The organism is Streptomyces sp. NPDC049813 (genome assembly GCF_044465085.1).
Taxonomy (GTDB): domain Bacteria; phylum Actinomycetota; class Actinomycetes; order Streptomycetales; family Streptomycetaceae; genus Streptomyces.
In genome coordinates this window covers 139,547-159,940 of the sequence record NZ_JBITLI010000013.1, presented here as the reverse complement: position 1 = coordinate 159,940, position 20,394 = coordinate 139,547, and the positions used below count along the sequence as shown (strand labels likewise).

Genomic DNA, 20,394 nt, shown 5'->3' with positions numbered 1-20,394 from the left:
GCCGTCTGAATCGCCGGTAGGCTGGCGGCATGGGACACCGCGAAGACTTGCTCGAAGGCGCCAAGCGCTGCCTGCTGGAGAAGGGGTTCGTGCGCACGACCGCGCGCGACATCGTCCGGGAGTCGGGGACCAACCTGGCGTCCATCGGCTACCACTACGGCTCCAAGGACGCGCTGCTCGCGCAGGCGTACGTATCGCTCGCCGAAGGCGCCGCGGACGAGTGGGGAGCGCCGCTAGAACTCCCGGGAGCCGACGGCTCGTTGGAGCGCTTCCAGGCCGTGCTCGCGGGCGTCACCGAAAGCCTCGGCAAGCCGGGTTCCATCTGGCACCTGAGCATCGAGCTGATCACGATGGGCGACAAGCTCCCGGCCGTGCGGGAGTATCTCTCGGCCGCTCAGCGCGAGGCGGGCCGCGGCTTCATCGGCATGATCATGGGCGGCGCCGAGCCGCCCGCCGACGACCCGAGCGTCGACACCCTCGGCAAGTTCTTCTCGGTCCTGGTCCTCGGCCTGATCGCCCAGCACACCTTCGACGCGGACTTCTCCCCGAGCGCCGCGGAACTCACCGAGGGGATCCGGCAGCTGATGGCGACGGCGGCCGGGCCGTCACAGGCGTGAGGCCTTGAGCCCCATGTGCAGCAGCAGCCGGTCCTCGCCCTCGTCCAGGTCGAGGCCGGTGAGCTGCTCGACGCGGGACAGGCGGTAGTAGAGCGTCTGCCGGTGGATGCCGAGGGCGGCGGCCGCCCGGCCCGCCTGACCCGCGCAGTCCAGGAACGTCTCGGCGGTGCGGGCCAGCTGCCGGTGCGCGGGGGCGAGCAGCGGCGCCACCGCCGGATCGTGCGCGGCCTCCGCGGGCACGGCGGTGAGCAGGCGGTACGGGCCGATCGCCGACCACTGCGCGTCGGGGCCGAGCCGCGGATCGGCCAGCGCGGTGCGCGCCGCCGCCGTCGCCTCCTGCCAGGCCGCCGCCAGCTCGGCGAGGTCCGTGCGCGGGGCGCCGATGCCGGCCGCGACCGTGCCGGCGTCGCCGGCCCGCGCCCGCAGCTTCGCCGCCGCCGTGAGCGCGGGGGCCAGCACCTCCGCGGAGCGCAGCCGCACGAGCAGCGCCAGGCACTGGCCCGTCGCCCCCCACGGCACGGTGCACAGCGCGTCCGCCGCCGGGAGCGAGCGGACCGACGGCGCGTCGTCGGGGTCGGCCGAGGGCCAGGGCGCCACGCACACCACCGTGTGCAGGCCCTCCGCGCGGCTGCCGAGCGCCGTGCGCAGCGCCGCGACCGCCATGTCCCGCTGCCAGCCGCGCTCCGCCGTCAGGACGGAGTGGAACTCGCGGGTCAGGTCGGCGCCCGCCGCCGCCTCGTCCGCGAGCTGCGCCCCGATCCGGCCGGCCACCTCCATCGCCGCGTCCAGCTGGTCCCGGGTGGGCCCCGGATCGTCGTCGAGCAGCCAGACGTAGCCGAGGACGATGCCCCGGTGGCGCACGGGCAGGCAGATCCGGCCGCGGTAGACCCCGGCCTCGGGCGTCGCCGGGATGCGGACCGGCTCCGTCGCGCGCGCGATGCCGAACCCCTCGAACCAGGTGCGCACGGCCTGCGTGGAGCCGCGGGTCAGGATCGAGCGGGTGCGGACCGGGTCGAGGGCCGAGGCGTCGAAGTCGGTGTCGGCGTCGCTGAGCTGCGCGCCGAACGCGATCAGCCGGAAGTCGCGGTTCTCCAGGGTCGCCGGGGCGCCGAGGAGGGCCGAGATCTCGTCGACCAGTTCCTGGTAGTCGCCTTTCACCCCGCCATTCTCCCGCACCCCGCCCGGCTCCTCATACAGATGTATGAGGTGGGGGCCACAGATGCGTGACAGCTGTCGATGGCACAGGATCGGAGGGATCCTTAGATTTCACGGTGGTTCCCCGTGCCGATCCCCCGTTCGCAGGGGTCCGGCCCCCTCAACTCTTGCTCCGTGGAGGTGCCCCGTGCTGGCTCCCCTGATCCTCGCCGCGTCGCGCAGTGACAAGATGCGCTCGTTCGTGTCGGCGGCGCCGGGCACCAAGCAGGTCGTCGACCGCTTCATCGCCGGTGAGAGCGTCGACCAGGTCGTGCCCGTGATCGAGGACGCCGCAGCCAAGGGCCTTGAGGTGACCCTCGACGTCGTCGGTGAGGACATCACCACCGTCGAGCAGTCGCACGCCGCGCGCGACGCCTACCTGGAGCTGATCGGCCGCCTCGAGGAGCTGGGTCTCGGCACCAAGGCCGAGATGTCCGTAAAGCTGTCCATGTTCGGCCAGGCGCTTCCCGGCGGCCACGAGCTGGCCCTCGCCAACGTCCGGCCCGTCGTCGAGGCCGCCGCCGCCATCGGCACCACGGTCACCCTGGACGCCGAGGACCACACCACCCTCGACTCGATGTTCGCCATCCACGAGGAGCTGCGGAAGGACTTCCCGCAGACCGGCTGCGTCATCCAGGCCTACCTCTTCCGCACCGAGGACGACGCCCGCCGCCTGGCCGCCGCGGGCAGCCGCGTCCGCATCGTCAAGGGCGCCTACAAGGAGCCCGCCGAGGTCGCGTACCAGGACAAGGCCGAGACCGACAAGGCGTACGTGCGGATCATGCGCATCCTCATGGAGGGCTCCGGCTACCCCATGATCGGCTCGCACGACCCGCGCCTGATCTCCATCGCGCAGGAGCTCGCCCGCACCGCGGGCCGCAAGCTCGACGAGTACGAGTTCCAGATGCTGTACGGCATCCGCAGCGACGAGCACCTGCGGCTTGCCGCCGAAGGACACCGGATGCGCGTGTACACCGCGTACGGCACCGACTGGTACGGGTACTTCATGCGCCGCCTCGCGGAGAAGCCGGCCAACCTGCTCTTCTTCGCCCGCTCGATCCTCACCAAGGACTGAGCCGCCCGCACCCCGGGCCCCTGACCTCCCGATAACCCTCCGACCCCCCGAAGGAGATACGGACCCATGACGCTGGACGCCGTGACCCGAGTCCCCGCCCCGGTCAACGAGCCGGTGCACGGCTACGCCCCCGGTTCGCCGGAGCGCGCCCGCCTGGAGGCCAAGCTCAAGGAGCTGGCCGAGAACCCGATCGAGCTGACCTGCACCATCGGCGGCGAGCGTCGGATGGGCGGCGGCGAGCGCTTCGACGTCGTGCAGCCGCACAGCCACAAGGCCGTCATCGGGACCTACGCCAACGCCACCGAGCAGGACGCCAAGGACGCGGTCGACGCCGCCCTGGCCGCCGCCCCCGCCTGGCGCGCGATGTCCTTCGACGACCGCGCCGCGATCATCCTGCGCGCCGCCGAGCTGCTCTCCACCACGTGGCGCGAGACGCTGGCCGCCTCCACCATGCTGGGCCAGTCCAAGACCGCGCAGCAGGCCGAGATCGACACTCCCTGCGAGCTCGTCGACTTCTGGCGCTTCAACGTCCACTACGCCCGCAACCTGCTCGCCGAGCAGCCGCCGGCCAACTCCACGGGCGTGTGGAACCGTATGGACCACCGCCCGCTGGAGGGCTTCGTCTACGCGATCACGCCGTTCAACTTCACGGCCATCGCCGCCAACCTGCCCACCGCCCCCGCGCTCATGGGCAACGTGGTGGTCTGGAAGCCGTCCCCGACGCAGACGCACGCCGCCGTCCTGATGATGCGGCTCCTGGAAGAGGCGGGCCTGCCCAAGGGCGTCATCAACCTGGTCACCGGTGACGGCCTCGCCGTCTCCGAGGTCGCCCTGAACCACCGCGACCTGGCCGGCATCCACTTCACCGGCTCGACCAAGACCTTCCAGCACCTGTGGAAGACGGTCGGCAACAACATCGAGAACTACCGCACCTACCCGCGCCTCGTCGGCGAGACCGGCGGCAAGGACTTCGTCGTCGCCCACCCGAGCGCCGACCGCGCCGTCCTGAAGACCGCGCTGACCCGCGGCTCCTTCGAGTACCAGGGCCAGAAGTGCTCGGCGTCCTCGCGCGCGTACATCCCCGCGTCGATCTGGAACGACGGCTTCAAGGAGGAGTTCGCGGCCGAGGTCGACGGCATCGCCATGGGTGACGTCACCGACCTGTCGAACTTCATCGGCGCCGTCATCGACGAGCGCTCGTTCGCCAAGAACAAGGCCGCGATCGACCGCGCGAAGGCGGACGACTCCTGCACGATCGTCGCGGGCGGCACGTACGACGACTCGGTCGGCTACTTCGTGCGCCCGACCGTCATCGAGTGCACCGACCCGGCCAACGAGGTCTTCACGACGGAGTACTTCGGCCCGATCCTCGCTGTGCACGTCTATGAGGACGACCAGTACGACGCCATGCTGGAGCAGATGGAGTCGGCGTCCGACTACGCGCTCACCGGTTCGGTCATCGCCAACGACCGTGCCGCCGCCGCGTACACGATGGAGAAGCTCCGCTACGCCGCGGGCAACTTCTACATCAACGACAAGTCGACCGGCGCCGTCGTCGGCCAGCAGCCCTTCGGCGGCGGCCGCGCCTCCGGCACCAACGACAAGGCCGGTGCCCCGCAGAACCTGATGCGCTGGACGCTGACCCGCGCCATCAAGGAGACGCTGGTCCCGCCGACCGAGTACACCTACCCCCACATGGGCTGACGCCCGCCCGGCGGACCGCCGTCCGCCCCCTGATCCCGCCCCCGGCCACGGGCCCCACCCCGGCCGGGGGCGGTGTTTCTCCGCGTCCGGACCCCGCGCGCGCGACGGCGCCCGGGTGACGTCCGTCTCAGATAGTAGGAAGTCCGAGTAATTGTGGAGACAGGAGCGGCGACCTGTCCTAACTTTGTAGAAGCCGAACGTCTCGCTTACCTGGCGAATGGCGGCCGCGAGCCGGAGCATCTTGGCAGGCAACCCCTGCGGCTCCCCGCTCCCCGCCCCTTCCGGCCCTCGAAATCCCCGTGATCTCAAGGAGTCGATCCGTCATGGCCACTGCGACGCCCGCCCGCCGCCGAGTCCGTCACGTCTCCCCGTCGACCGAAGCCGACCGGCAGACCGCAAAGATCGCCGCCGCCGCGCTCCAGCGCTCCCTGGACCGCAGGGACAACGGCGGCGAGACGGGGCACTGACCGCTCAGCGCCCCCGCCGCACCACGAAGTGGTCGATGCGCGCGCCGCTCTCGGCGAGCGCGGAGACCGTCATCCGGGCCGCGGGCCCGGCCTCCACCTCCACCGCGAGGAACGAGAAGCCGGTGTACCGCACCCGGGACCACTCCACGACGTCCCGGACGGACACGGAGGCGCCGGGCCCGTCCGACGCCGTCCAGCGCAGACTGGCGATCGCGTCGCGGTCGCGCACGTGCCCTTCGTAGCTGTCCGGTACGCCGGGGCCGAAGCCGTAGAGGTCCTTGCCGGCGCCGCCCGCGGTGACATACACGATGCCGTCGCGCGTCGGATCGGTCGACGCGCCGACCGGCACCGGCTTGCCGACCTCCCCGCCGACCCCGCCCCCGGCCCTGGCCGGCACGGCTCTGATGGCGTCCGTGCGTTCGTACACGTGGTTGTGCCCGTTGATCACCAGGTCCACCTGGTGCTTCTCGAAGAGCGGGACCCACGCGTCGCGCACCCCGCCGTCCGAGGCGTGCCGGGACGTCGCGTACGCGCAGTGGTGGAAGAAGACGACGACGAAGTCGATGTCCTGGCGCGCCCGCAGCTCGCCGAGGCGCCGGTCGAGCCAGGCGGTCTGCCGGCCGTCCGTGCAGCCCCGGTTGACGGGGATCTCGTGGGAGACGTCGTTGGCGTCCAGCGCGACCACGCCCAGATTCCCGTGGACGAACGAGTAGACGCCCGGCGCGTGCCGGGGGTCCGGCCCGTTCTCCGGCAGCGACCAGCGGGCGCTCTGCCCGCCGTAGCCGTGCGGGGAGTACCAGGCCTCCATGTCGTGGTTGCCGGTCGTCACCATCCACGGCACGGACTTCGCGACCGTCTCGGTCTGCGCGAGGAACTGGTCCCACACCCGCGCGTCGTACGTGTCCCCGACCTTGCCGCCGCCCGAGCTGTCGGCGTAGCAGATGTCGCCCGCGTGCAGGTGGAACGCGGGGCTCTGACCGAGGATCACCTGGTCGTTGGCGAGCGCGTCGTAGCTGACGCCCTGGTCGCCGAAGGCGGTGAAGACGAAGGGTTCCGGCGCGGCCGGCGCCGTGCGGAACGTGCCGAGGGTGCCCAGGCGTTCGGCGCTCGCCGGGTCGAAGCCGTCGTGGCCGACGCCGTAGTAGTACGTCGTGCCGGGCCGCAGGCCGTCGAGTGCCACGTGCAGATAGAGCTGTTCGACCGCCGGGAGCTTCGCCGTCAGCGCGGGCGTGTGCAGGGCGCGCACCTCCGCCTCGATCCTGCGGCTCAGCTCCCAGGGCTTGAGCCCCACCCGCAGGAAAGGGCGGCGCACGGCGAGCGGCACCTGCCAGGAGACCCGCATCTGCGTGCGGGGGTCGGCGCCGTAGGCCAGATGCCGCCCGAACGGCGCCACCAGCCCGCCGTCGACCCGCACCTTCGGACGGCGTGCGGGCGCCGCCGCCTGGACGGCGGAGGCCGCGGCGCCGCCGCCGAGCAACCCGGCACCGCCCACGGCGGCCGCCGCTCCCGTCAGCGCGCGCCGTCTGCTGAACCGCGCCCGCAGGTACGCGTGCTGCTCGGGCATGCTCAGGCGGCGAGCGAGTGGGGCGGGGATGCCGACATCGGGGGTGTCGTGGGCAGGGCTCATGCCCGGAACCTCCCCGCCGTCCCCAACACCCGCCCTACAGAAGGGTGAACAGCACACGGCCGCAGGACAGCCTGTCCGTATCCTGGACGCCTTGTGTCATCCCATGGGACAAGGGGATACGGTGCCGACATGTCTCGCAGCATCAATCTCGCAGTGATCCCCGGTGACGGCATCGGCCAGGAGGTCGTGGCCCAGGGTCTGAAGGTCCTCTCCGCCGTGCTTCCGCAGGATGTGAAGCTGGAGACCGAGGAGTTCGACTTCGGCGCCAAGCGGTACCACGCGACCGGTGAGACCCTCACCGACGCCGACCTCGACGCCCTCAAGAAGCACGACGCCATCCTGCTCGGCGCCATCGGCGACCCGAGCGTGCCCTCCGGCGTCCTGGAGCGGGGCTTCCTGCTCAAGCTCCGCTTCGCCTTCGACCACCACGTGAACCTGCGCCCGAGCAAGCTGCTCCCGGGTGTCGCGACGCCGCTCGCCGGTGAGCCCGCGATCGACTTCGTCGTCGTCCGCGAGGGCACCGAGGGCCCGTACACGGGCAACGGCGGCACGATCCGCAAGGGCACCGAGCACGAGGTCGCCACCGAGGTCTCGGTCAACACCGCCTTCGGTGTCGAGCGCGTGGTCCGGGACGCCTTCGCCCGCGCCCAGGCCCGCCCCCGCAAGAAGCTCACACTGGTCCACAAGAACAACGTGCTGACCTTCGCGGGCCACCTGTGGACGAACGTCTTCAACAAGGTGGCGCAGGAGTTCCCCGAGGTCACCACCGACTACATCCACGTCGACGCGGCGACGATCTTCCTCGTCACCGACCCGGGCCGCTTCGACGTGATCGTCACCGACAACCTCTTCGGCGACATCATCACCGACCTCGCCGCGGCCGTCTCCGGCGGCATCGGCGTCGCGGCCTCCGGGAACATCAACCCGGCCCGCGAGTTCCCCTCGATGTTCGAGCCCGTGCACGGCTCGGCCCCGGACATCGCGGGCCAGGGCAAGGCCGACCCCACGGCCACCGTCCTGTCCGTCGCGCTGCTCCTGCGCCACCTCGGCTACGAGACCGAGGCCGCCCGCATCGAGACGGCCGTCTCCGCCGACCTCGGCGAGCGCGGTACCGCCGTCCGCTCGACCGAAGAAATCGGCGACGCCCTCGCCGGCCGAGTAGCCGGCTGACTCCGGCGCTCACCTCTCACAGCAGCAGCAGCAGCCGCCGGATCGCCTCGCGCGCCCGGCGGCTTCTCCTGTGCGGCCCCGGGTGCCACCATCAGCAGGGGCCGCACCACACCTGCGCACCTCCGGGCCCGTTTCGAGCACACCGTCCCACGCGCGATAATCGGACGTGGGGCCGCGATGTACGTGGAGATGCTCGGACGTCCTAGTACCAGGAGTGCAGGCGTGAACGCGGTCCGTCACAACCAACGGTGAAGGACACGCAACCATGACGACGCCCACGATCGAGCTCAAGCCCACCGCCACCCCGCTGTCCGCCGCGGAGCGCGAGGCGGTCCTGGCCAATCCGGGATTCGGCCGCCACTTCACCGATCACATGGTGACGGTCCGCTGGACCGAGGGCCGCGGCTGGCACGACGGGCAGCTCGTGCCCTACGGACCGCTCTCCCTCGACCCGGCCACGAACGTCCTGCACTACGCGCAGGAGATCTTCGAGGGCCTCAAGGCCTACCGTCAGCCCGACGGCACCGTCGCCACGTTCCGGCCGGACATGAACGCCCGGCGCTTCCAGCACTCGGCCTGGCGCCTCGGCATGCCCGAGCTGCCGGTGGAGACCTTCATCGAGGCCTGCGACCTGCTGGTCCGGCAGGACCGCGACTGGGTCCCGGCGCACGGCGGCGAGGAGTCCCTCTACCTGCGCCCGTTCATGATCGCGACCGAGGTGGGCCTCGGCGTGAAGCCCGCGAACGAGTACCTCTTCATCGTCATCGCCTCGCCCGCCGGCGCCTACTTCCCCGGTGGCGTGAAGCCCGTCTCCATCTGGCTCTCCGAGGACCGCGTGCGCGCCGTGCCCGGCGGCGTCGGCGACGCCAAGACCGGCGGCAACTACGCGGCCTCACTGCTCGCGCAGGCCGAGGCCGCCGCCAAGGGCTGCGACCAGGTCGCCTACCTCGACGCCGTCGAGCACAAGTGGGTCGAGGAGCTGGGCGGCATGAACCTGTACTTCGTGTACGGCGACCGCATCATCACGCCGGGTCTCACCGGCTCGCTCCTCGCCGGCGTCACCCGGGACTCGCTCCTGTCCGTCGCCGAGGACCTCGGCTACAAGTCGGAGGAGGGCCGCGTCTCGATCGAGCAGTGGCAGGCCGACTCCGCGTCGGGCGAGCTGACCGAGGTCTTCGCCTGCGGCACCGCCGCCGTCATCACGCCGGTCGGCACGGTCAAGCGGGCCGGCGCCGAGTGGCAGCAGTCCGGCGGCGAGGCCGGCGAGGTCACCATGAAGCTGCGCAACGCGCTCCTGGACATCCAGCGCGGCACCGCGCAGGACCGGCACGGCTGGATGCACAAGCTGGGCTGACCCGCCCCCGCCCGGGCGCCTGTCTCCGCGGAGGCAGGCGCTCAGCTCTGTGCGGCGGCAGCGGCGTCGAACCCCGCGAACATGTCGAACAGCTTCTGCTGCGCGTCCGGGCCGAACATCAGCGTGAGGTTGCCCGCCGAGTCGGTCGCCGTCGCCTCGCTGCGCGGGAACAGCTCCTTCTCGTACGCGGTGAGCGCCGCCTCCGGGTCGCCGGGGTGCTCCACGATCGCGCGGGCCAGCTCGGCGCCGTCGAACATCGCGAGGTTGGCGCCCTCGCCCGCGAACGGCGACATCAGGTGTGCCGCGTCGCCGAGCAGGGTGACGCCGGGCACCCGCTCCCACCGCGTGCCGATGGGCAGCGCGTGGATCAGCCGGGGTGTCAGGGGCCCCGCGGCGTCCGCGATCAGCGCGCGCAGCCGCTCGTCCCAGCCGTCGAACAGGGCGAGCACCTCGGCGCGCGCGGCGTCCGGGTCGGTGAAGTCGAGCGTGCTGAGCCACTCCTCGGGGGCCCGCACCGCGACATAGGTGTGGATGCGGCCGTCGCCCTCGCGGTGCGTGAGCAGGCCCTTGCCGTCGCCGAGAGTGAAGGAGCTGCCGCCGCCGATGAACGCGGCCAGCTCCTCGAACCGCCGTGCGCCCGGCAGGATGTCGGTCTCCACGAACGAGATCCCGGTGTACGCGGGCCGGGCGTCGGTCAGCAGCGGGCGCACCCGGGACCAGGCGCCGTCCGCGCCGATCAGCAGGTCGGTGGTGAACCGGCTGCCGTCGGCCAGGGTGACCAGGTGGCGGCCGGCCGGCTCCGCCGGCTCGGTGGCCGTGACCTTCGCGCCCCAGCGGATCGTCCCCGCGGGCAGCGAGTCCAGCAGGAGGCGGCGCAGATCGGCGCGGTTGACCTCGGGGCGGCCGCCGTCGCCGTCGTCCGCGTCGCGCCGGCGCAGCGTGCCGTCCGGGTCGATCATCCGGCTCTCCTCGCCGCCGGGCAGGACGAGCGCGCGGAACTCCTCGTACAGGCCGGCCGCGCGCAGGGCGGCCTGGGCCGTCTCCTCGTGCAGGTCGAGCATGCCGCCCTGGTGCCGGGCGTCGGCCGAGGCGTCCAGGTCGAACAGGGTGCAGGGCACGCCGTGCACGTGCAGGACCCGGGCGAGCGTGAGACCGCCGAGTCCGGCGCCGACGACGGCGATCGGGTGGTGGGGAACGGGGGCGGGGGTGTGCGGTGCGGTGTTCATGGCGGCCTCCTCGTGAACGTGCTGACTCCTTCACGGTAACGAACATGTTCGTAACGAACAAGTTCGTTGGGGGGTGTGCGGGAGTGTGAAGAGTGCGCAAGGGGGGCTATGCGCCGGTGACCGGCGGTTCGGGCGCCGCCTCGATCCCCGCGATCAGAGTGGCGAACCCCCAGCTCAGGCGGCCGGCGCCGCCGCCGGCCACCAGGACGTCGCCGAGCCGGGCGAGCTCGGGGTGCCGGGCGGGGGAGGCGGTGGCGATCGCGGTGAAGGTGTCGTCCAGGCTGTCCGGGTGGTCGCCCGCGTGCTCGGCCGCCATCGCGGTCGCGTACTGGAGCAGCAGGTCCACGCCCCAGGCGGCCCGGGCGTCCGATACGCCGCCTTCGCGCAACAGCACGAGCAGGGCCTCTACGAGGTCCAGGTAGTGCGCGCCGGCCGGGTGCACGGTCAGCGCGGACCGCGCCAGCGACGGGTGGCGGAAGAGCATCTCCAGGTACGAGGTCAGGAGCCGGGTCAGCCGCTCCCGCCACTCGCCCCCGGGCTCGCGCGCGGGGGAGAGGTCCACCTCGGCCAGGAGTTCGTCGAGCACCGCTGCGTGCAGTTCGTCGGTGTTGCGGACGTACACGTACAGCGAGGCGGGGCCGGTGTCGAGCTCGCGGGCGAGGCGGCGCATCGTCACCTTGCCGAGGCCTTCGGTGCGCAGGACGTGCACGGCGGCGGCGACGATGCCGGCCCGGCTGAGGGCGGGCTTCGCGGGGCGCTCGCGGCGGCTGCGCGGGGTGCGGGTCGGGTCGGCGCTGTTCACGGGGCCACGGTAGCCGCAGTGTGGATACGCCCACTCTTTTAGAGCGCTGCTCCAAGGCAGTGGAGCCTTGTTCACCGCGCTCGCTTGGCATGATTGCCGGAGGTGTTTAGAGTGATGTTCAAATCTTTAGGAGGTGTACGGGCGTGCGACTGACCCCCACCGAGCGCGACCGCCTGCTGCTGTTCGGCGCGGCCGAGCTGGCCCGGGCCCGCCGGGCGCGCGGGCTGCGGCTGAACGTGCCCGAGGCGACGGCCCTGATCGCGGACACCGTCTGCGAGGCGGCCCGGGACGGACGACGGCTCGCCGAGGCGATCGAGGCGGCGCGCTCCGTGCTCGGGCCGGACGACGTGCTGCCGGGCGTCGCCGACGTCGTCACCGAGGTGCACGTCGAGGCGGTCTTCGACGACGGGTCGCGGCTCGCCGTCGTGACCGACCCGCTCGGCGGCGGCCTCGGGGAGCTGGCCCCCGGCGCCCTGCTCCCCGGCCCCGAGCACGCCGAACCGGAGCCGCACGTGACGCTCACCGTCACCAACACCGCGACCGTCCCCGTCTCCGTCACCTCCCACTTCCACTTCTTCGAGGCCAACCCGCGCCTGGACTTCCCGCGCGCCGCGGCGTACGGGATGCGGCTCGCGGTCCCGGCCGGCTCGTCCGTCCGGTTCGGCCCGGGCGAGAGCCACCGGGTCGGGCTCGTCCCCATCGGAGGCGCCCGGGTCGCCATCGGTTTCGCCGGGCTCGTGGACGGGCCGCTGGACGCCCCCGGCGCCCGCGAGGAGGCGCTGCGCTCCGCGGCCGCCTGCGGATATCTGGGCGTCGACACCAAGGAGGCAGACCGATGAGCCGCCCCGGAGGCCACCCCGCAGAGGCCCGCCGCCTCACCCCGTACGAGTACGCGAGCACGCACGGCCCCCGCGCCGGCGACCGGCTGCGCCTCGGCGACTCCGGGCTCACCATCGAGGTGGAGTCCGACTCGCAGGCGTACGGGGACGAGTTCCTCGCCGGGTTCGGGAAGACCGCGCGCGACGGGCTGCACCTGAAGGCCGCCGCCGTCCGCGACACCTGCGACGTCGTCATCAGCAACGTCGTGGTCATCGACGCCGTGCTCGGCATCCGCAAGGTCTCCATCGGCATCCGCGAGGGCCGCATCCACGCCATCGGCCGCGCCGGGAACCCGGACACGCTGGACGGCGTCGACGTGGTCGTCGGCACCGGCACCTCGATCGTCTCCGGCGAAGGGCTCATCGCCACCGCCGGAGCCGTCGACACCCACGTCCACCTGCTCTCCCCGCGCATCATGGAGGCCTCGCTCGCCTCCGGCGTCACCACGGTCATCGGGCAGGAGTTCGGCCCGGTCTGGGGCGTCGGCGTCAACTCGCCCTGGGCCCTGAAGCACGCCTTCTCCGCCTTCGACGCCTGGCCGGTCAACATCGGCTTCCTGGGCCGCGGTTCGTCCTCGCACGGGGCTCCGCTGGTGGAGGCGCTCGCCGAGGGCGGCGCCTGCGGGTTCAAGGTGCACGAGGACATGGGCGCCCACACCCGCGCCCTGGACACCGCGCTGCGCGTCGCCGAGGAGCACGACGTCCAGGTCGCGCTGCACAGCGACGGGCTGAACGAGTGCCTCTCGGTCGAGGACACCCTGAAGGTCCTCGAAGGGCGGACCATCCACGCCTTCCACATCGAGGGGTGCGGCGGCGGGCACGTCCCGAACGTGCTGAAGATGGCGGGCGTCCCGAACGTCATCGGCTCCTCCACCAACCCGACCCTGCCCTTCGGCCGGGACGCCGTCGCCGAGCACTACGGCATGATCGTCTCCGTCCACGACCTGAAGACGGACCTGCCCGGCGACGCCGCCATGGCCCGCGACCGCATCCGCGCCGGGACCATGGGCGCCGAGGACGTCCTGCACGACCTGGGCGCCATCGGGATCACCTCGTCCGACGCGCAGGGCATGGGCCGCGCGGGCGAGACCGTGCGCCGCACCTTCGCGATGGCCGGGAAGATGAAGGCCGAGCTGGGCGAGGCGGCCGGGCCGGCCGCCGGCCACGACAACGAGCGCGTCCTGCGCTACATGGCCAAGCTGACCATCAATCCGGCCATCGCCCACGGCCTCGCGCACGAGATCGGCTCCATTGAGCCCGGCAAGATGGCCGACATCGTGCTGTGGCGCCCCGAGTTCTTCGGCGCCAAGCCGCAGCTCGTCCTGAAGTCCGGCTTCCCCGCGTACGGCGTCGTCGGCGACCCGAACGCGGCCACCGACACCTGCGAACCGCTGGTCCTCGGACCGCAGTTCGGCGCGCACGGCGCGACGCCCGCGGAGCTGTCCGTCGCCTTCGTCGCCCAGGCCGCCGTCGACCAGGGCCACGACGGGATGCCCACGCGCCGCCGCCGCGTCGCCGTGCGCGGCACCCGCGGCATCGGCCCCGCCGACCTGCGCCTCAACTCCCGCACCGGCGCGGTCGACGTGGACCAGCGCACCGGCCTGGTCACGCTCGACGGCGAACCGCTGCGCTCGGAGCCCGCCGAGTCCGTCTCCCTGAACCGTCTCTACTTCCTCTGAGGACCCCGCGATGACGACGCAGTACTTCATGCCGCCCGAATGGGCCCCGCACGAGCGGACCTGGATGGCCTGGCCGGGCCCCAACCCCACCTTCACCGACGAGCGGGAGCTGGCCGAGGCGCGTACCGCCTGGGGCGCCGTCGCCCGTGCCGTGCGCCGGTACGAGCCGCTGACCATGGTCGTCGGTACCGGGCAGCTCGACTCGGCCCGCGAACTGGCCGCCGACGGCATCGAGCTGGTGGAGCTGGACCTCGACGACGCCTGGATGCGGGACATCGGCCCGACCTTCGTCAAGGACCGCGCGGACGGCGGCCTCGCCGCCGTGGACTGGACGTTCAACGGCTGGGGCGCCCAGGACTGGGCCCGCTGGGAGCACGACTCCGCGATCGCCCGGCGCGTCGCCGCCCTCACCGGGGTGCCCGCGCACTCCTCGCCCCTGGTCAACGAGGGCGGCGGCCTCCATGTCGACGGCGAGGGCACCGTCCTGCTGACCGAGACGGTGCAGCTCGACCCGGACCGCAACCCGGGCTGGACCAAGGAGCGCGTCGAGGCCGAGGTCCACGCCCGGATCGGCACCACCGAGGCGATCTGGCTGCCCCGCGGACTGACCGGCGACTACGGCGAGTTCGGCACCCGCGGCCACGTCGACATCGTCGCCGCGTTCGCCGCGCCCGGCGTGGTGCTCGTCCACTCCCAGCGCGACCCGGCCCACCCCGACTTCGAGGTGAGCCGCGAGATCATCGGCACCCTCACCGGGCGGACCGACGCGGCGGGCCGCCCCCTGGAGATCGTCGAGGTGCCCGCCCCGACCGTGCTCGCGGACGACGACGGCTGGCTCGACTACTCCTACATCAACCACTACCTCTGCAACGACGGCGTCGTCCTGTGCGGCTTCGACGACCCGCGCGACGAGGAGGCCGCGGCGCTCTTCCGCCGCCTGTTCCCCACCCGCACGGTCTCCCTCGTCGACGCGCGGACCGTCTTCGCGGGCGGCGGCGGCATCCACTGCATCACCCAGCAGCAACCCGTGGCAGGGTTCTGACGTGACCCGTCGCCGCACCCCCGCCCCGCCCCAGGACACCGTGCTCGCCACGACCATGGCGATGATCGCCGAGAGCGGTCTGGAGCGGCTCACCCTGGCCGCGCTCGGCCGCGAGGTCGGCATGAGCAGCGGGCACGTCGCCTACCACTTCGGGTCCAAGGACGAGCTGCTGCTGCGCACGCTGGAGTGGAGCGAGGGGCGGCTCGGCGAGGAGCGGCGGGCGCTGCTCGCGCGGGAGGGCAGCGCCCGCGAGCGGCTCGACGCCTACGTCGCCCTGTACGTGCCCGACGGGCACCGCGACCCGCACTGGACGCTCTGGCTGGAGGTGTGGAACCGCTCGCAGAACGCGGCGGCCGACACCTCCGCCCGCGCCCGGCAGTCCGCCATCGAGCGGGCCTGGCACCGGGACCTGGTGGCGCTGCTCGCCGAGGGCAGTTCACGCGGCGAGTTCCGGCCGGTCGACCCGGACCGGTTCGCGGCCCGGCTGCGGGCGCTGCTCGACGGCTTCGCCATCCATGTGGCGATCGGGCTGCGCGGGGCGGGCCGGGACGCGGCCCTGGCCCACGTACGCGAGTTCCTGGACGACGGGCTCATGGCGCAGGGGGGCCCGCGCTCCTGATCCGCGGCGCCGTTCAGTGACGGACGAAGCGCACCGGGGTGCCGGGCACGGCCTGGGCCGCCGCGGCCAGGGCCTCCGGCGCCACCACGGCGATCACCGGGTAGCCGCCGGTCGTCGGATGGTCGTGGAGGAAGACCACCGGGCGCCCGTCCGGCGGCACCTGTACGGCGCCCAGCACCATGCCCTCACTGGGCAGTTCGCCCGCCCGGCCGCGCTCCAGGGCGGGCCCCCCGGTCCGCAGCCCGATGCGGTTGCTCTGCGCCGACACCGTGTACGTGGCGGTCAGGAAGGTGCGCAGCGCCCCGGCGGTGAACCAGTCCGCGCGCGGGCCGGGGCGGGCGGGGAGCACGAGCGCCGTCGGCGGCGCGGGCCAGGGGGGCGCGGCGGGCAGCGCCGGGGCAGCGGCGGGCTCCGGCCGGCCCACGGGGACCACGTCGCCCTGCGCGAGCGGGCCCGGGCCGAGCCCGGACAGGAGGTCGGTGGAGCGGCTGCCCAGGACGGGCGGGACGGCGATCCCGCCGGCGACGGCGACGTAGGAGCGGACGCCCGCGGTGGCCGGGCCCGCGTCCAGGACGGCCCCGGCCGGGACGCGGACCGGGGCGCCCCAGGGGGCGGGGCGTCCGTCGAGCGTGACCCGGCAGGGGGCGCCGCCGACCACCAGGGTGACGTCCGCGTCGGGGCGCAGGGCGCACCCCGTCAGGGTCGTCTCCAGGACGGCGGTGCCCTCCGGGTTGCCGGCCAGTCTGTTGGCCAGGTCCATCGAAGGGGCGTCCAGCGCGCCGGAACGGGGCACGCCCAGGTGGGCGTGGCCGGTCCGGCCGGTGTCCTGGATCGTGGTGAGGGCGCCGGGGCGGGTGACCGTCAGTTTCGTCGTCATCGCTCGTCCGGTTCCGGCTGCTCGCCGTGGCATGTCCGCTCGGCTGCCGTCCCCATGTCGTCCGTGGCTGGTCGCGCCGTTCCCCGCGCCCCTGACGGGGCGAATCGCACCCGGCATCCCGGGGTCAGGAGGGCCGCCTGTTCCCGGTCGGTGTTCCACAAACGGGACGGCTCCGCCATCGTGCCGATGATCTGCCAGCCGCCCGGCGTCGCCCGCGGGTACACGGCCGAGTACGGGCCCGCCAGGGCCAGGGCCCCCGCCGGGACCCGGGTGCGCGGCGTGGCGCGGCGCGGGACGTGCAGGTCCTCGGGGAGGCCGGTCAGATAGCCGAAGCCGGGGGCGAAGCCGCAGAACGCGACGCGGTAGGTGTACGAGGCGTGGCGCGCGGCCACCTCGTCCTCGTCGACTCCCCACAGCGCGGCGACATCGAGCAGGTCCGGGCCGTCGTAGGCGACGGGGATCGTCACCACATCGCCGTCCGCGGGGGCGGCCGCGGGGACGGTCCACCCGGTCAGCGCCCGGGTCAGCGCGGCGGGGTCGGCGACGCCGTCCAGCAGCACCGTGCACGCGCCGGGCACGATCTCGGCGACCGGCGGCAGCGTCCCGTCCGCCCGGCGCCGCAGCAGCTCCGCGTGGAAGGCACCGGCGCGTCCGGCGTCCGCCAGCTCGACCAGGAGCGCGTGCCGCCCGGCCGGGCGGACCACGAGGCCCGTGCTCACGCGAACGCCTCCACCGTGACCCCGGCCTCGGCCAGCGCCGCCCGCACCCGCGCGGCGATCCGGGCCGCGCCCGGGGTGTCGCCGTGCACGCACAGCGAGCGGGCCGCGACCGCGACGCGCGTGCCGTCGGCCGCGTCCACTCCGCCCTCCACGGCGAAGCCGACGGCCCGGCGCACCACCGTGTCCGCGTCCTCTACGACGGCGCCCGGCTCGCGCCGGGGGACCAGCGTGCCCCGCGCGGTGTACGCGCGGTCCGCGAAGGCCTCGCGCACGGGAGCCAGCCCGGCCTCCGCCGCGGCGGCGAGCAGCTCGGAACCGGGCAGCCCGAGCACCGGCAGACCGCCGCCCGCGAGCCGGACCCCGGCCACCACGGCCCGCGCCTGCGCGGTGTCGTGGACCGTCCGGTTGTAGAGCGCCCCGTGCGGTTTCACGTACGTCACCTCGGCCCCGGCCGCCTGGGCGAAGACCCGCAACGCCCCGATCTGGTACGCCACTTCGGCCGCCAGCTCGTCCGGGGGCACGTCCATGGCGCGGCGGCCGAACCCGGCGAGGTCCCGGTAGGAGACCTGCGCGCCGATCCGTACCCCGCGCTCGGCGGCCAGGTCGCAGACCCGGCGCATCACGGCGGGGTCGCCGGCGTGGAAGCCGCAGGCGACGTTGGCGCTGGTCACCACGGAGAGCAGGGCCTCGTCGTCGGTGAGGGTCCACCGGCCGAAGCCCTCGCCGAGGTCGGCGTTGAGGTCGATCACGCGCGGAATGTCGTCTCGGGTCACCCGCTCAACGTAAGGGATCGTTCAACAATCCGACAAGGGGTCGATCGGGTGGGTGATATGCCACAACCCCTTGTTCGATCGTTCAACGATCCCCTAGTGTCCGTGCATCCCCCACGGAGACGGACCCCCTCCCGATTCCGTGTCCTCCCCGTGCCCTCGTCCCGAAGAAGGCGGCCGCATGATCGTGCTTCTCGGCGTGCTCGTGGTGATCCTCGGATTCGTCACGCGCCGCAATCCCGTCCTCGTGGTCGGTGTCGCCGGTATCGCCACCGGACTGCTCGGCAAGATGAACCCGCAGGAGATCCTCGCCGCGTTCGGCCACGCGTTCGCCGACAGCCGGTCCGTCACCGTCTTCGCCATCGTGCTCCCGGTGATCGGCCTGCTGGAGCGGTACGGCCTGCGCGAACAGGCCCGCACCCTCATCGGCAAGCTCGGCAGGCTCAGCGCCGGCCGCTTCCTCACCGTCTACCTGCTCGTCCGCCAGGTCACGGCCGCCTTCGGGCTCAACAACCTCGGCGGCCCCGCGCAGACCGTGCGCCCGCTCGTCGCCCCGATGGCGGAGGCCGCGGCCGAACGCACCGCGGGCGCCAAGCTCCCCGAGAAGCTGCGCGAGAAGGTCCGCTCCTACTCCGCCTCCGCCGACACCGTCGGCCTCTTCTTCGGCGAGGACTGCTTCATCGCGATCGGCTCGATCCTGCTGATCACCGGCTTCGTGAACTCCACCTACCACCAGGAGCTGGAACCGACCCAACTCGCGCTGTGGGCCGTGCCGCTGGCCGTCTGCGCCTTCGTGATCCACGGCGCCCGGCTGCTGCTCCTCGACAAGAAGCTGGAGCGCGAGATGGCGCTGGCCGCCGCCGAGAACGACCTGCCGCTGCCCGCGCAGGCGCCGGGACAGTCCCGTGAGGAGTCCGCCAAGTGATCAAGGTCGAATGGCTCTACTGGCTCATCGGTCTCGTCTTCGTCGTCATGGCCCTCCAGATGGCGACAGACCGCACCAATCCCAAGCGCTGGACCTCCGCCGCCTTCTGGGGACTGCTCGGACTGACCTTCCCCTACGGCACCGGGGTCGTCGAGGGCGGTGCGAGCTGGACCCTGCCCGCCGAACCGCTCGGCGTCGCCGTCCTCGCGCTGATCGTGCTCGCCGGATTCAACTTCATCGGCAAGGGCGTCCCGGTCACCACCACGGGGGAGCAGCGCGAGGCCTCGGCGGCCCGGCTCGGCAACAAGCTCTTCATCCCCGCGCTCACCATCCCGCTGGTCGCCATCGTCTGCGCGTCCTTCCTCGACGAGTCGGGCCTCTTCGAGACCGGCAAGGCCACGCTGATCGGGCTCGGCCTCGGCTGCATCGTGGCGCTCGTCGTCGGCATGCTGGTGACCGGCGAGCGCAAGGTGTCGGTGCCCCTCCACTCCGGGCGCTCCATGCTGGAGGCGATGGGCTCGGCGCTGCTCCTGCCCCAACTGCTCTCCGTGCTCGGCTCGATCTTCGCGGTCGCGGGCGTCGGCACCCAGGTCGGCAAGATCGTCAACGACGTGCTGCCCGACAACTCCAAGTACTTCGCGGTGGTCGCGTACTGCGTCGGCATGTTCCTCTTCACGGTGATCATGGGCAACGCGTTCGCGGCGTTCCCCGTCATGACCGCGGCGATCGGCTGGCCGGTCCTCATCCAGCAGATGCACGGCAACGAGGCCGGGGTGCTCGCGGTCGGCATGCTTGCCGGGTTCGCCGGCACGCTCTGCACGCCGATGGCGGCCAACTTCAACATCGTCCCCGCGTCCCTGCTCGAACTGAAGGACCAGTACGGGCCCATCAAGGCGCAGCTGCCGACGGCGCTCGCGCTGCTCGTCTGCAACATCGTGATCATGGCCGTCTTCGCGGTCTGACGGCCCCAGCGGCCTGGAAGGAGCAGCCAATGACCCGCGTCCTGGTCACCGGCTTCGAACCGTTCGGCGGGGAGGCCGTCAACCCGTCCTGGCAGGCGGCGGAGCTCGTCGCCGCCGCGCCGCCGGACGGGCTCGCCGTCACCGCGGTGCGGCTGCCCTGCGTCTTCGGGGAGTCGCTGGTGGCGCTGCGCGCCGCGGTCGAGCGGGTCCGGCCCGAGCTGGTGCTCTGCCTCGGGCAGGCGGGGGGCCGGCCCGGCGTCACCGTCGAACGCGTCGCGATCAACGTCGACGACGCGCGCATCCCGGACAACGCCGGGGCTCAGCCCATCGACGAGCCCGTCGTGGCCGGGGGGCCCGCCGCGTACTTCTCCACGCTGCCGGTGAAGGCGTGCGTGGCCGCGGTGCGGGCGGTGGGGGTGCCTGTGGCGCTCTCCAACACCGCCGGGACGTTCGTCTGCAACCACGTCGCGTACGGGTTGGCTCATCTGCTGGCCACCGAGTTGCCCGGGGTCCGGGGCGGGTTCGTCCATGTGCCGTGGGCTCCGGCCCAGGTCACGGACGGGTCCGCGGCGTCCCTGCCGGCGGAGGTCGTCGCGGAGGGCCTCCGCGCGCTGCTCGCCGCCGCGGCCTCCACGACGACAGACCTCCACGCCACAGAGGGCACCACCCACTGACCCCGAGTCCCCA

20 protein-coding genes are annotated in these 20,394 nt (G+C 72.9%); 13 read left to right on the top strand and 7 right to left on the bottom strand.

The features are described 5' to 3' along the window. The first annotated feature begins 29 nt into the window (after positions 1–29). Entirely contained in the window at positions 30–617 is a 588-nt protein-coding gene (locus ACIBW6_RS25425) for a TetR/AcrR family transcriptional regulator (RefSeq protein ID WP_399063377.1), read from the top strand. Here ACIBW6_RS25425 and ACIBW6_RS25420 read toward each other — a convergent pair. After that, positions 606–1,775 carry a PucR family transcriptional regulator gene (locus ACIBW6_RS25420; RefSeq protein WP_399063375.1) on the bottom strand — a complete coding sequence of 390 codons (1,170 nt, stop codon included), beginning with the start codon at positions 1,773–1,775 and terminating at the stop codon, positions 606–608. The two genes, ACIBW6_RS25425 and ACIBW6_RS25420, sit on opposite strands and share 12 nt — an antisense overlap. A gap of 184 nt (positions 1,776–1,959) precedes the next feature. On the opposite strand from ACIBW6_RS25420, the gene ACIBW6_RS25415 reads away from it, so the two are divergent. From ACIBW6_RS25415 to ACIBW6_RS25405, 3 genes are all read left to right on the top strand, one after another. Further along, positions 1,960–2,886, top strand: a complete 927-nt coding sequence (locus tag ACIBW6_RS25415; RefSeq protein WP_399063373.1) for a proline dehydrogenase family protein — start codon at positions 1,960–1,962, stop codon at positions 2,884–2,886. A gap of 72 nt (positions 2,887–2,958) precedes the next feature. Continuing rightward, positions 2,959–4,590 (top strand): L-glutamate gamma-semialdehyde dehydrogenase, encoded by a 1,632-nt coding sequence (pruA, locus tag ACIBW6_RS25410; RefSeq protein WP_399063540.1) that lies wholly within the window; start codon positions 2,959–2,961, stop codon positions 4,588–4,590. 323 nt (positions 4,591–4,913) lie between these two features. Beyond that, positions 4,914–5,057, top strand: coding sequence for a hypothetical protein (locus ACIBW6_RS25405; RefSeq protein ID WP_399063371.1), 144 nt, complete (start codon positions 4,914–4,916; stop codon positions 5,055–5,057). 4 nt (positions 5,058–5,061) lie between these two features. On the opposite strand, the gene ACIBW6_RS25400 is transcribed toward ACIBW6_RS25405, so the two are convergent. After that, on the bottom strand, positions 5,062–6,684 hold the full coding sequence (locus tag ACIBW6_RS25400; RefSeq protein ID WP_399063369.1) for a purple acid phosphatase family protein: 1,623 nt from the start codon (positions 6,682–6,684) through the stop codon (positions 5,062–5,064). Positions 6,685–6,813: 129 nt separating this feature from the next. Here ACIBW6_RS25400 and ACIBW6_RS25395 point away from each other — a divergent pair, with 129 nt between their 5' ends. Together ACIBW6_RS25395 and ACIBW6_RS25390 are read left to right on the top strand one after the other, a co-directional pair. Then, a complete protein-coding gene (locus ACIBW6_RS25395; RefSeq protein ID WP_399063367.1) occupies positions 6,814–7,854 on the top strand; it encodes a 3-isopropylmalate dehydrogenase in 1,041 nt (346 codons plus the stop codon). 265 nt (positions 7,855–8,119) lie between these two features. Next, positions 8,120–9,208 (top strand): branched-chain amino acid aminotransferase, encoded by a 1,089-nt coding sequence (locus ACIBW6_RS25390; protein ID WP_399063365.1) that lies wholly within the window; start codon positions 8,120–8,122, stop codon positions 9,206–9,208. A 41-nt stretch (positions 9,209–9,249) separates the two neighbouring features. Here the strand turns inward: ACIBW6_RS25390 and ACIBW6_RS25385 are convergent, their stop codons facing one another. Both ACIBW6_RS25385 and ACIBW6_RS25380 read right to left on the bottom strand, forming a co-directional pair. After that, positions 9,250–10,434, bottom strand: a complete 1,185-nt coding sequence (locus ACIBW6_RS25385; RefSeq protein WP_399063363.1) for an FAD-dependent oxidoreductase — start codon at positions 10,432–10,434, stop codon at positions 9,250–9,252. Between the two features lie 106 nt (positions 10,435–10,540). Then, on the bottom strand, positions 10,541–11,236 hold the full coding sequence (locus ACIBW6_RS25380; protein ID WP_399063361.1) for a TetR/AcrR family transcriptional regulator: 696 nt from the start codon (positions 11,234–11,236) through the stop codon (positions 10,541–10,543). Between the two features lie 143 nt (positions 11,237–11,379). Here ACIBW6_RS25380 and ureA point away from each other — a divergent pair, with 143 nt between their 5' ends. Genes ureA through ACIBW6_RS25360 form a run of 4 tightly spaced genes read left to right on the top strand, consistent with a single transcriptional unit; the run spans position 11,380 to position 15,454 of the window. Next, positions 11,380–12,075, top strand: coding sequence for an urease subunit gamma (gene ureA, locus ACIBW6_RS25375; RefSeq protein WP_399063359.1), 696 nt, complete (start codon positions 11,380–11,382; stop codon positions 12,073–12,075). Then, positions 12,072–13,793, top strand: coding sequence for an urease subunit alpha (locus ACIBW6_RS25370; RefSeq protein ID WP_399063357.1), 1,722 nt, complete (start codon positions 12,072–12,074; stop codon positions 13,791–13,793). The genes ureA and ACIBW6_RS25370 overlap by 4 nt, the downstream gene beginning before the upstream one ends. Positions 13,794–13,803: 10 nt before the next feature. After that, positions 13,804–14,835 carry an agmatine/peptidylarginine deiminase gene (locus ACIBW6_RS25365; RefSeq protein WP_399063355.1) on the top strand — a complete coding sequence of 344 codons (1,032 nt, stop codon included), beginning with the start codon at positions 13,804–13,806 and terminating at the stop codon, positions 14,833–14,835. Positions 14,836–14,890: 55 nt separating this feature from the next. Next, entirely contained in the window at positions 14,891–15,454 is a 564-nt protein-coding gene (locus ACIBW6_RS25360; RefSeq protein WP_399063538.1) for a TetR/AcrR family transcriptional regulator, read from the top strand. Positions 15,455–15,467: 13 nt separating this feature from the next. Here ACIBW6_RS25360 and ACIBW6_RS25355 read toward each other — a convergent pair whose 3' ends face one another. Genes ACIBW6_RS25355 through ACIBW6_RS25345 form a run of 3 tightly spaced genes read right to left on the bottom strand, consistent with a single transcriptional unit; the run spans position 15,468 to position 17,799 of the window. Next, a complete protein-coding gene (locus ACIBW6_RS25355) occupies positions 15,468–16,331 on the bottom strand; it encodes a biotin-dependent carboxyltransferase family protein (RefSeq protein ID WP_399063353.1) in 864 nt (287 codons plus the stop codon). Then, positions 16,328–17,050: an allophanate hydrolase subunit 1 gene (locus ACIBW6_RS25350; protein ID WP_399063351.1), complete on the bottom strand. Its 723-nt coding sequence runs from the start codon at positions 17,048–17,050 to the stop codon at positions 16,328–16,330. The genes ACIBW6_RS25355 and ACIBW6_RS25350 overlap by 4 nt, the downstream gene beginning before the upstream one ends. Beyond that, positions 17,047–17,799: a LamB/YcsF family protein gene (locus ACIBW6_RS25345; RefSeq protein ID WP_399063536.1), complete on the bottom strand. Its 753-nt coding sequence runs from the start codon at positions 17,797–17,799 to the stop codon at positions 17,047–17,049. Before ACIBW6_RS25345 ends, ACIBW6_RS25350 begins: the two co-directional genes overlap by 4 nt. 202 nt (positions 17,800–18,001) lie before the next feature. On the opposite strand from ACIBW6_RS25345, the gene ACIBW6_RS25340 reads away from it, so the two are divergent. Genes ACIBW6_RS25340 through pcp form a run of 3 tightly spaced genes read left to right on the top strand, consistent with a single transcriptional unit; the run spans position 18,002 to position 20,381 of the window. Beyond that, positions 18,002–18,745, top strand: a complete 744-nt coding sequence (locus ACIBW6_RS25340) for a DUF969 domain-containing protein (RefSeq protein ID WP_399063350.1) — start codon at positions 18,002–18,004, stop codon at positions 18,743–18,745. Further along, positions 18,742–19,707, top strand: coding sequence for a DUF979 domain-containing protein (locus tag ACIBW6_RS25335; RefSeq protein WP_399063349.1), 966 nt, complete (start codon positions 18,742–18,744; stop codon positions 19,705–19,707). The genes ACIBW6_RS25340 and ACIBW6_RS25335 overlap by 4 nt, the downstream gene beginning before the upstream one ends. Before the next feature lie 29 nt (positions 19,708–19,736). After that, the gene (gene pcp, locus ACIBW6_RS25330) at positions 19,737–20,381 is read left to right on the top strand and encodes a pyroglutamyl-peptidase I (RefSeq protein ID WP_399063347.1); all 645 of its coding nucleotides are present in this window, start codon (positions 19,737–19,739) and stop codon (positions 20,379–20,381) included. Positions 20,382–20,394 lie beyond the last annotated feature (13 nt).

Excerpts from the sequence above, each read along its gene's own strand:
- ACIBW6_RS25340 (WP_399063350.1), top strand. The coding sequence starts at position 18,002 with ATGATCGTGCTTCTCGGCGTGCTCGTGGTGATCCTCGGATTCGTCACG.
- ACIBW6_RS25360 (WP_399063538.1), top strand. The coding sequence starts at position 14,891 with ATGGCGATGATCGCCGAGAGCGGTCTGGAGCGGCTCACCCTGGCCGCG.
- ACIBW6_RS25390 (WP_399063365.1), top strand. The coding sequence starts at position 8,120 with ATGACGACGCCCACGATCGAGCTCAAGCCCACCGCCACCCCGCTGTCC.
- ACIBW6_RS25385 (WP_399063363.1), bottom strand. The coding sequence starts at position 10,434 with ATGAACACCGCACCGCACACCCCCGCCCCCGTTCCCCACCACCCGATC.
- ACIBW6_RS25370 (WP_399063357.1), top strand. The coding sequence starts at position 12,072 with ATGAGCCGCCCCGGAGGCCACCCCGCAGAGGCCCGCCGCCTCACCCCG.
- ACIBW6_RS25400 (WP_399063369.1), bottom strand. The coding sequence starts at position 6,684 with ATGAGCCCTGCCCACGACACCCCCGATGTCGGCATCCCCGCCCCACTC.
- ACIBW6_RS25355 (WP_399063353.1), bottom strand. The coding sequence starts at position 16,331 with ATGACGACGAAACTGACGGTCACCCGCCCCGGCGCCCTCACCACGATC.
- pcp (WP_399063347.1), top strand. The coding sequence starts at position 19,737 with ATGACCCGCGTCCTGGTCACCGGCTTCGAACCGTTCGGCGGGGAGGCC.
- ACIBW6_RS25425 (WP_399063377.1), top strand. The coding sequence starts at position 30 with ATGGGACACCGCGAAGACTTGCTCGAAGGCGCCAAGCGCTGCCTGCTG.
- ACIBW6_RS25405 (WP_399063371.1), top strand. The coding sequence starts at position 4,914 with ATGGCCACTGCGACGCCCGCCCGCCGCCGAGTCCGTCACGTCTCCCCG.
- ACIBW6_RS25365 (WP_399063355.1), top strand. The coding sequence starts at position 13,804 with ATGACGACGCAGTACTTCATGCCGCCCGAATGGGCCCCGCACGAGCGG.
- ACIBW6_RS25395 (WP_399063367.1), top strand. The coding sequence starts at position 6,814 with ATGTCTCGCAGCATCAATCTCGCAGTGATCCCCGGTGACGGCATCGGC.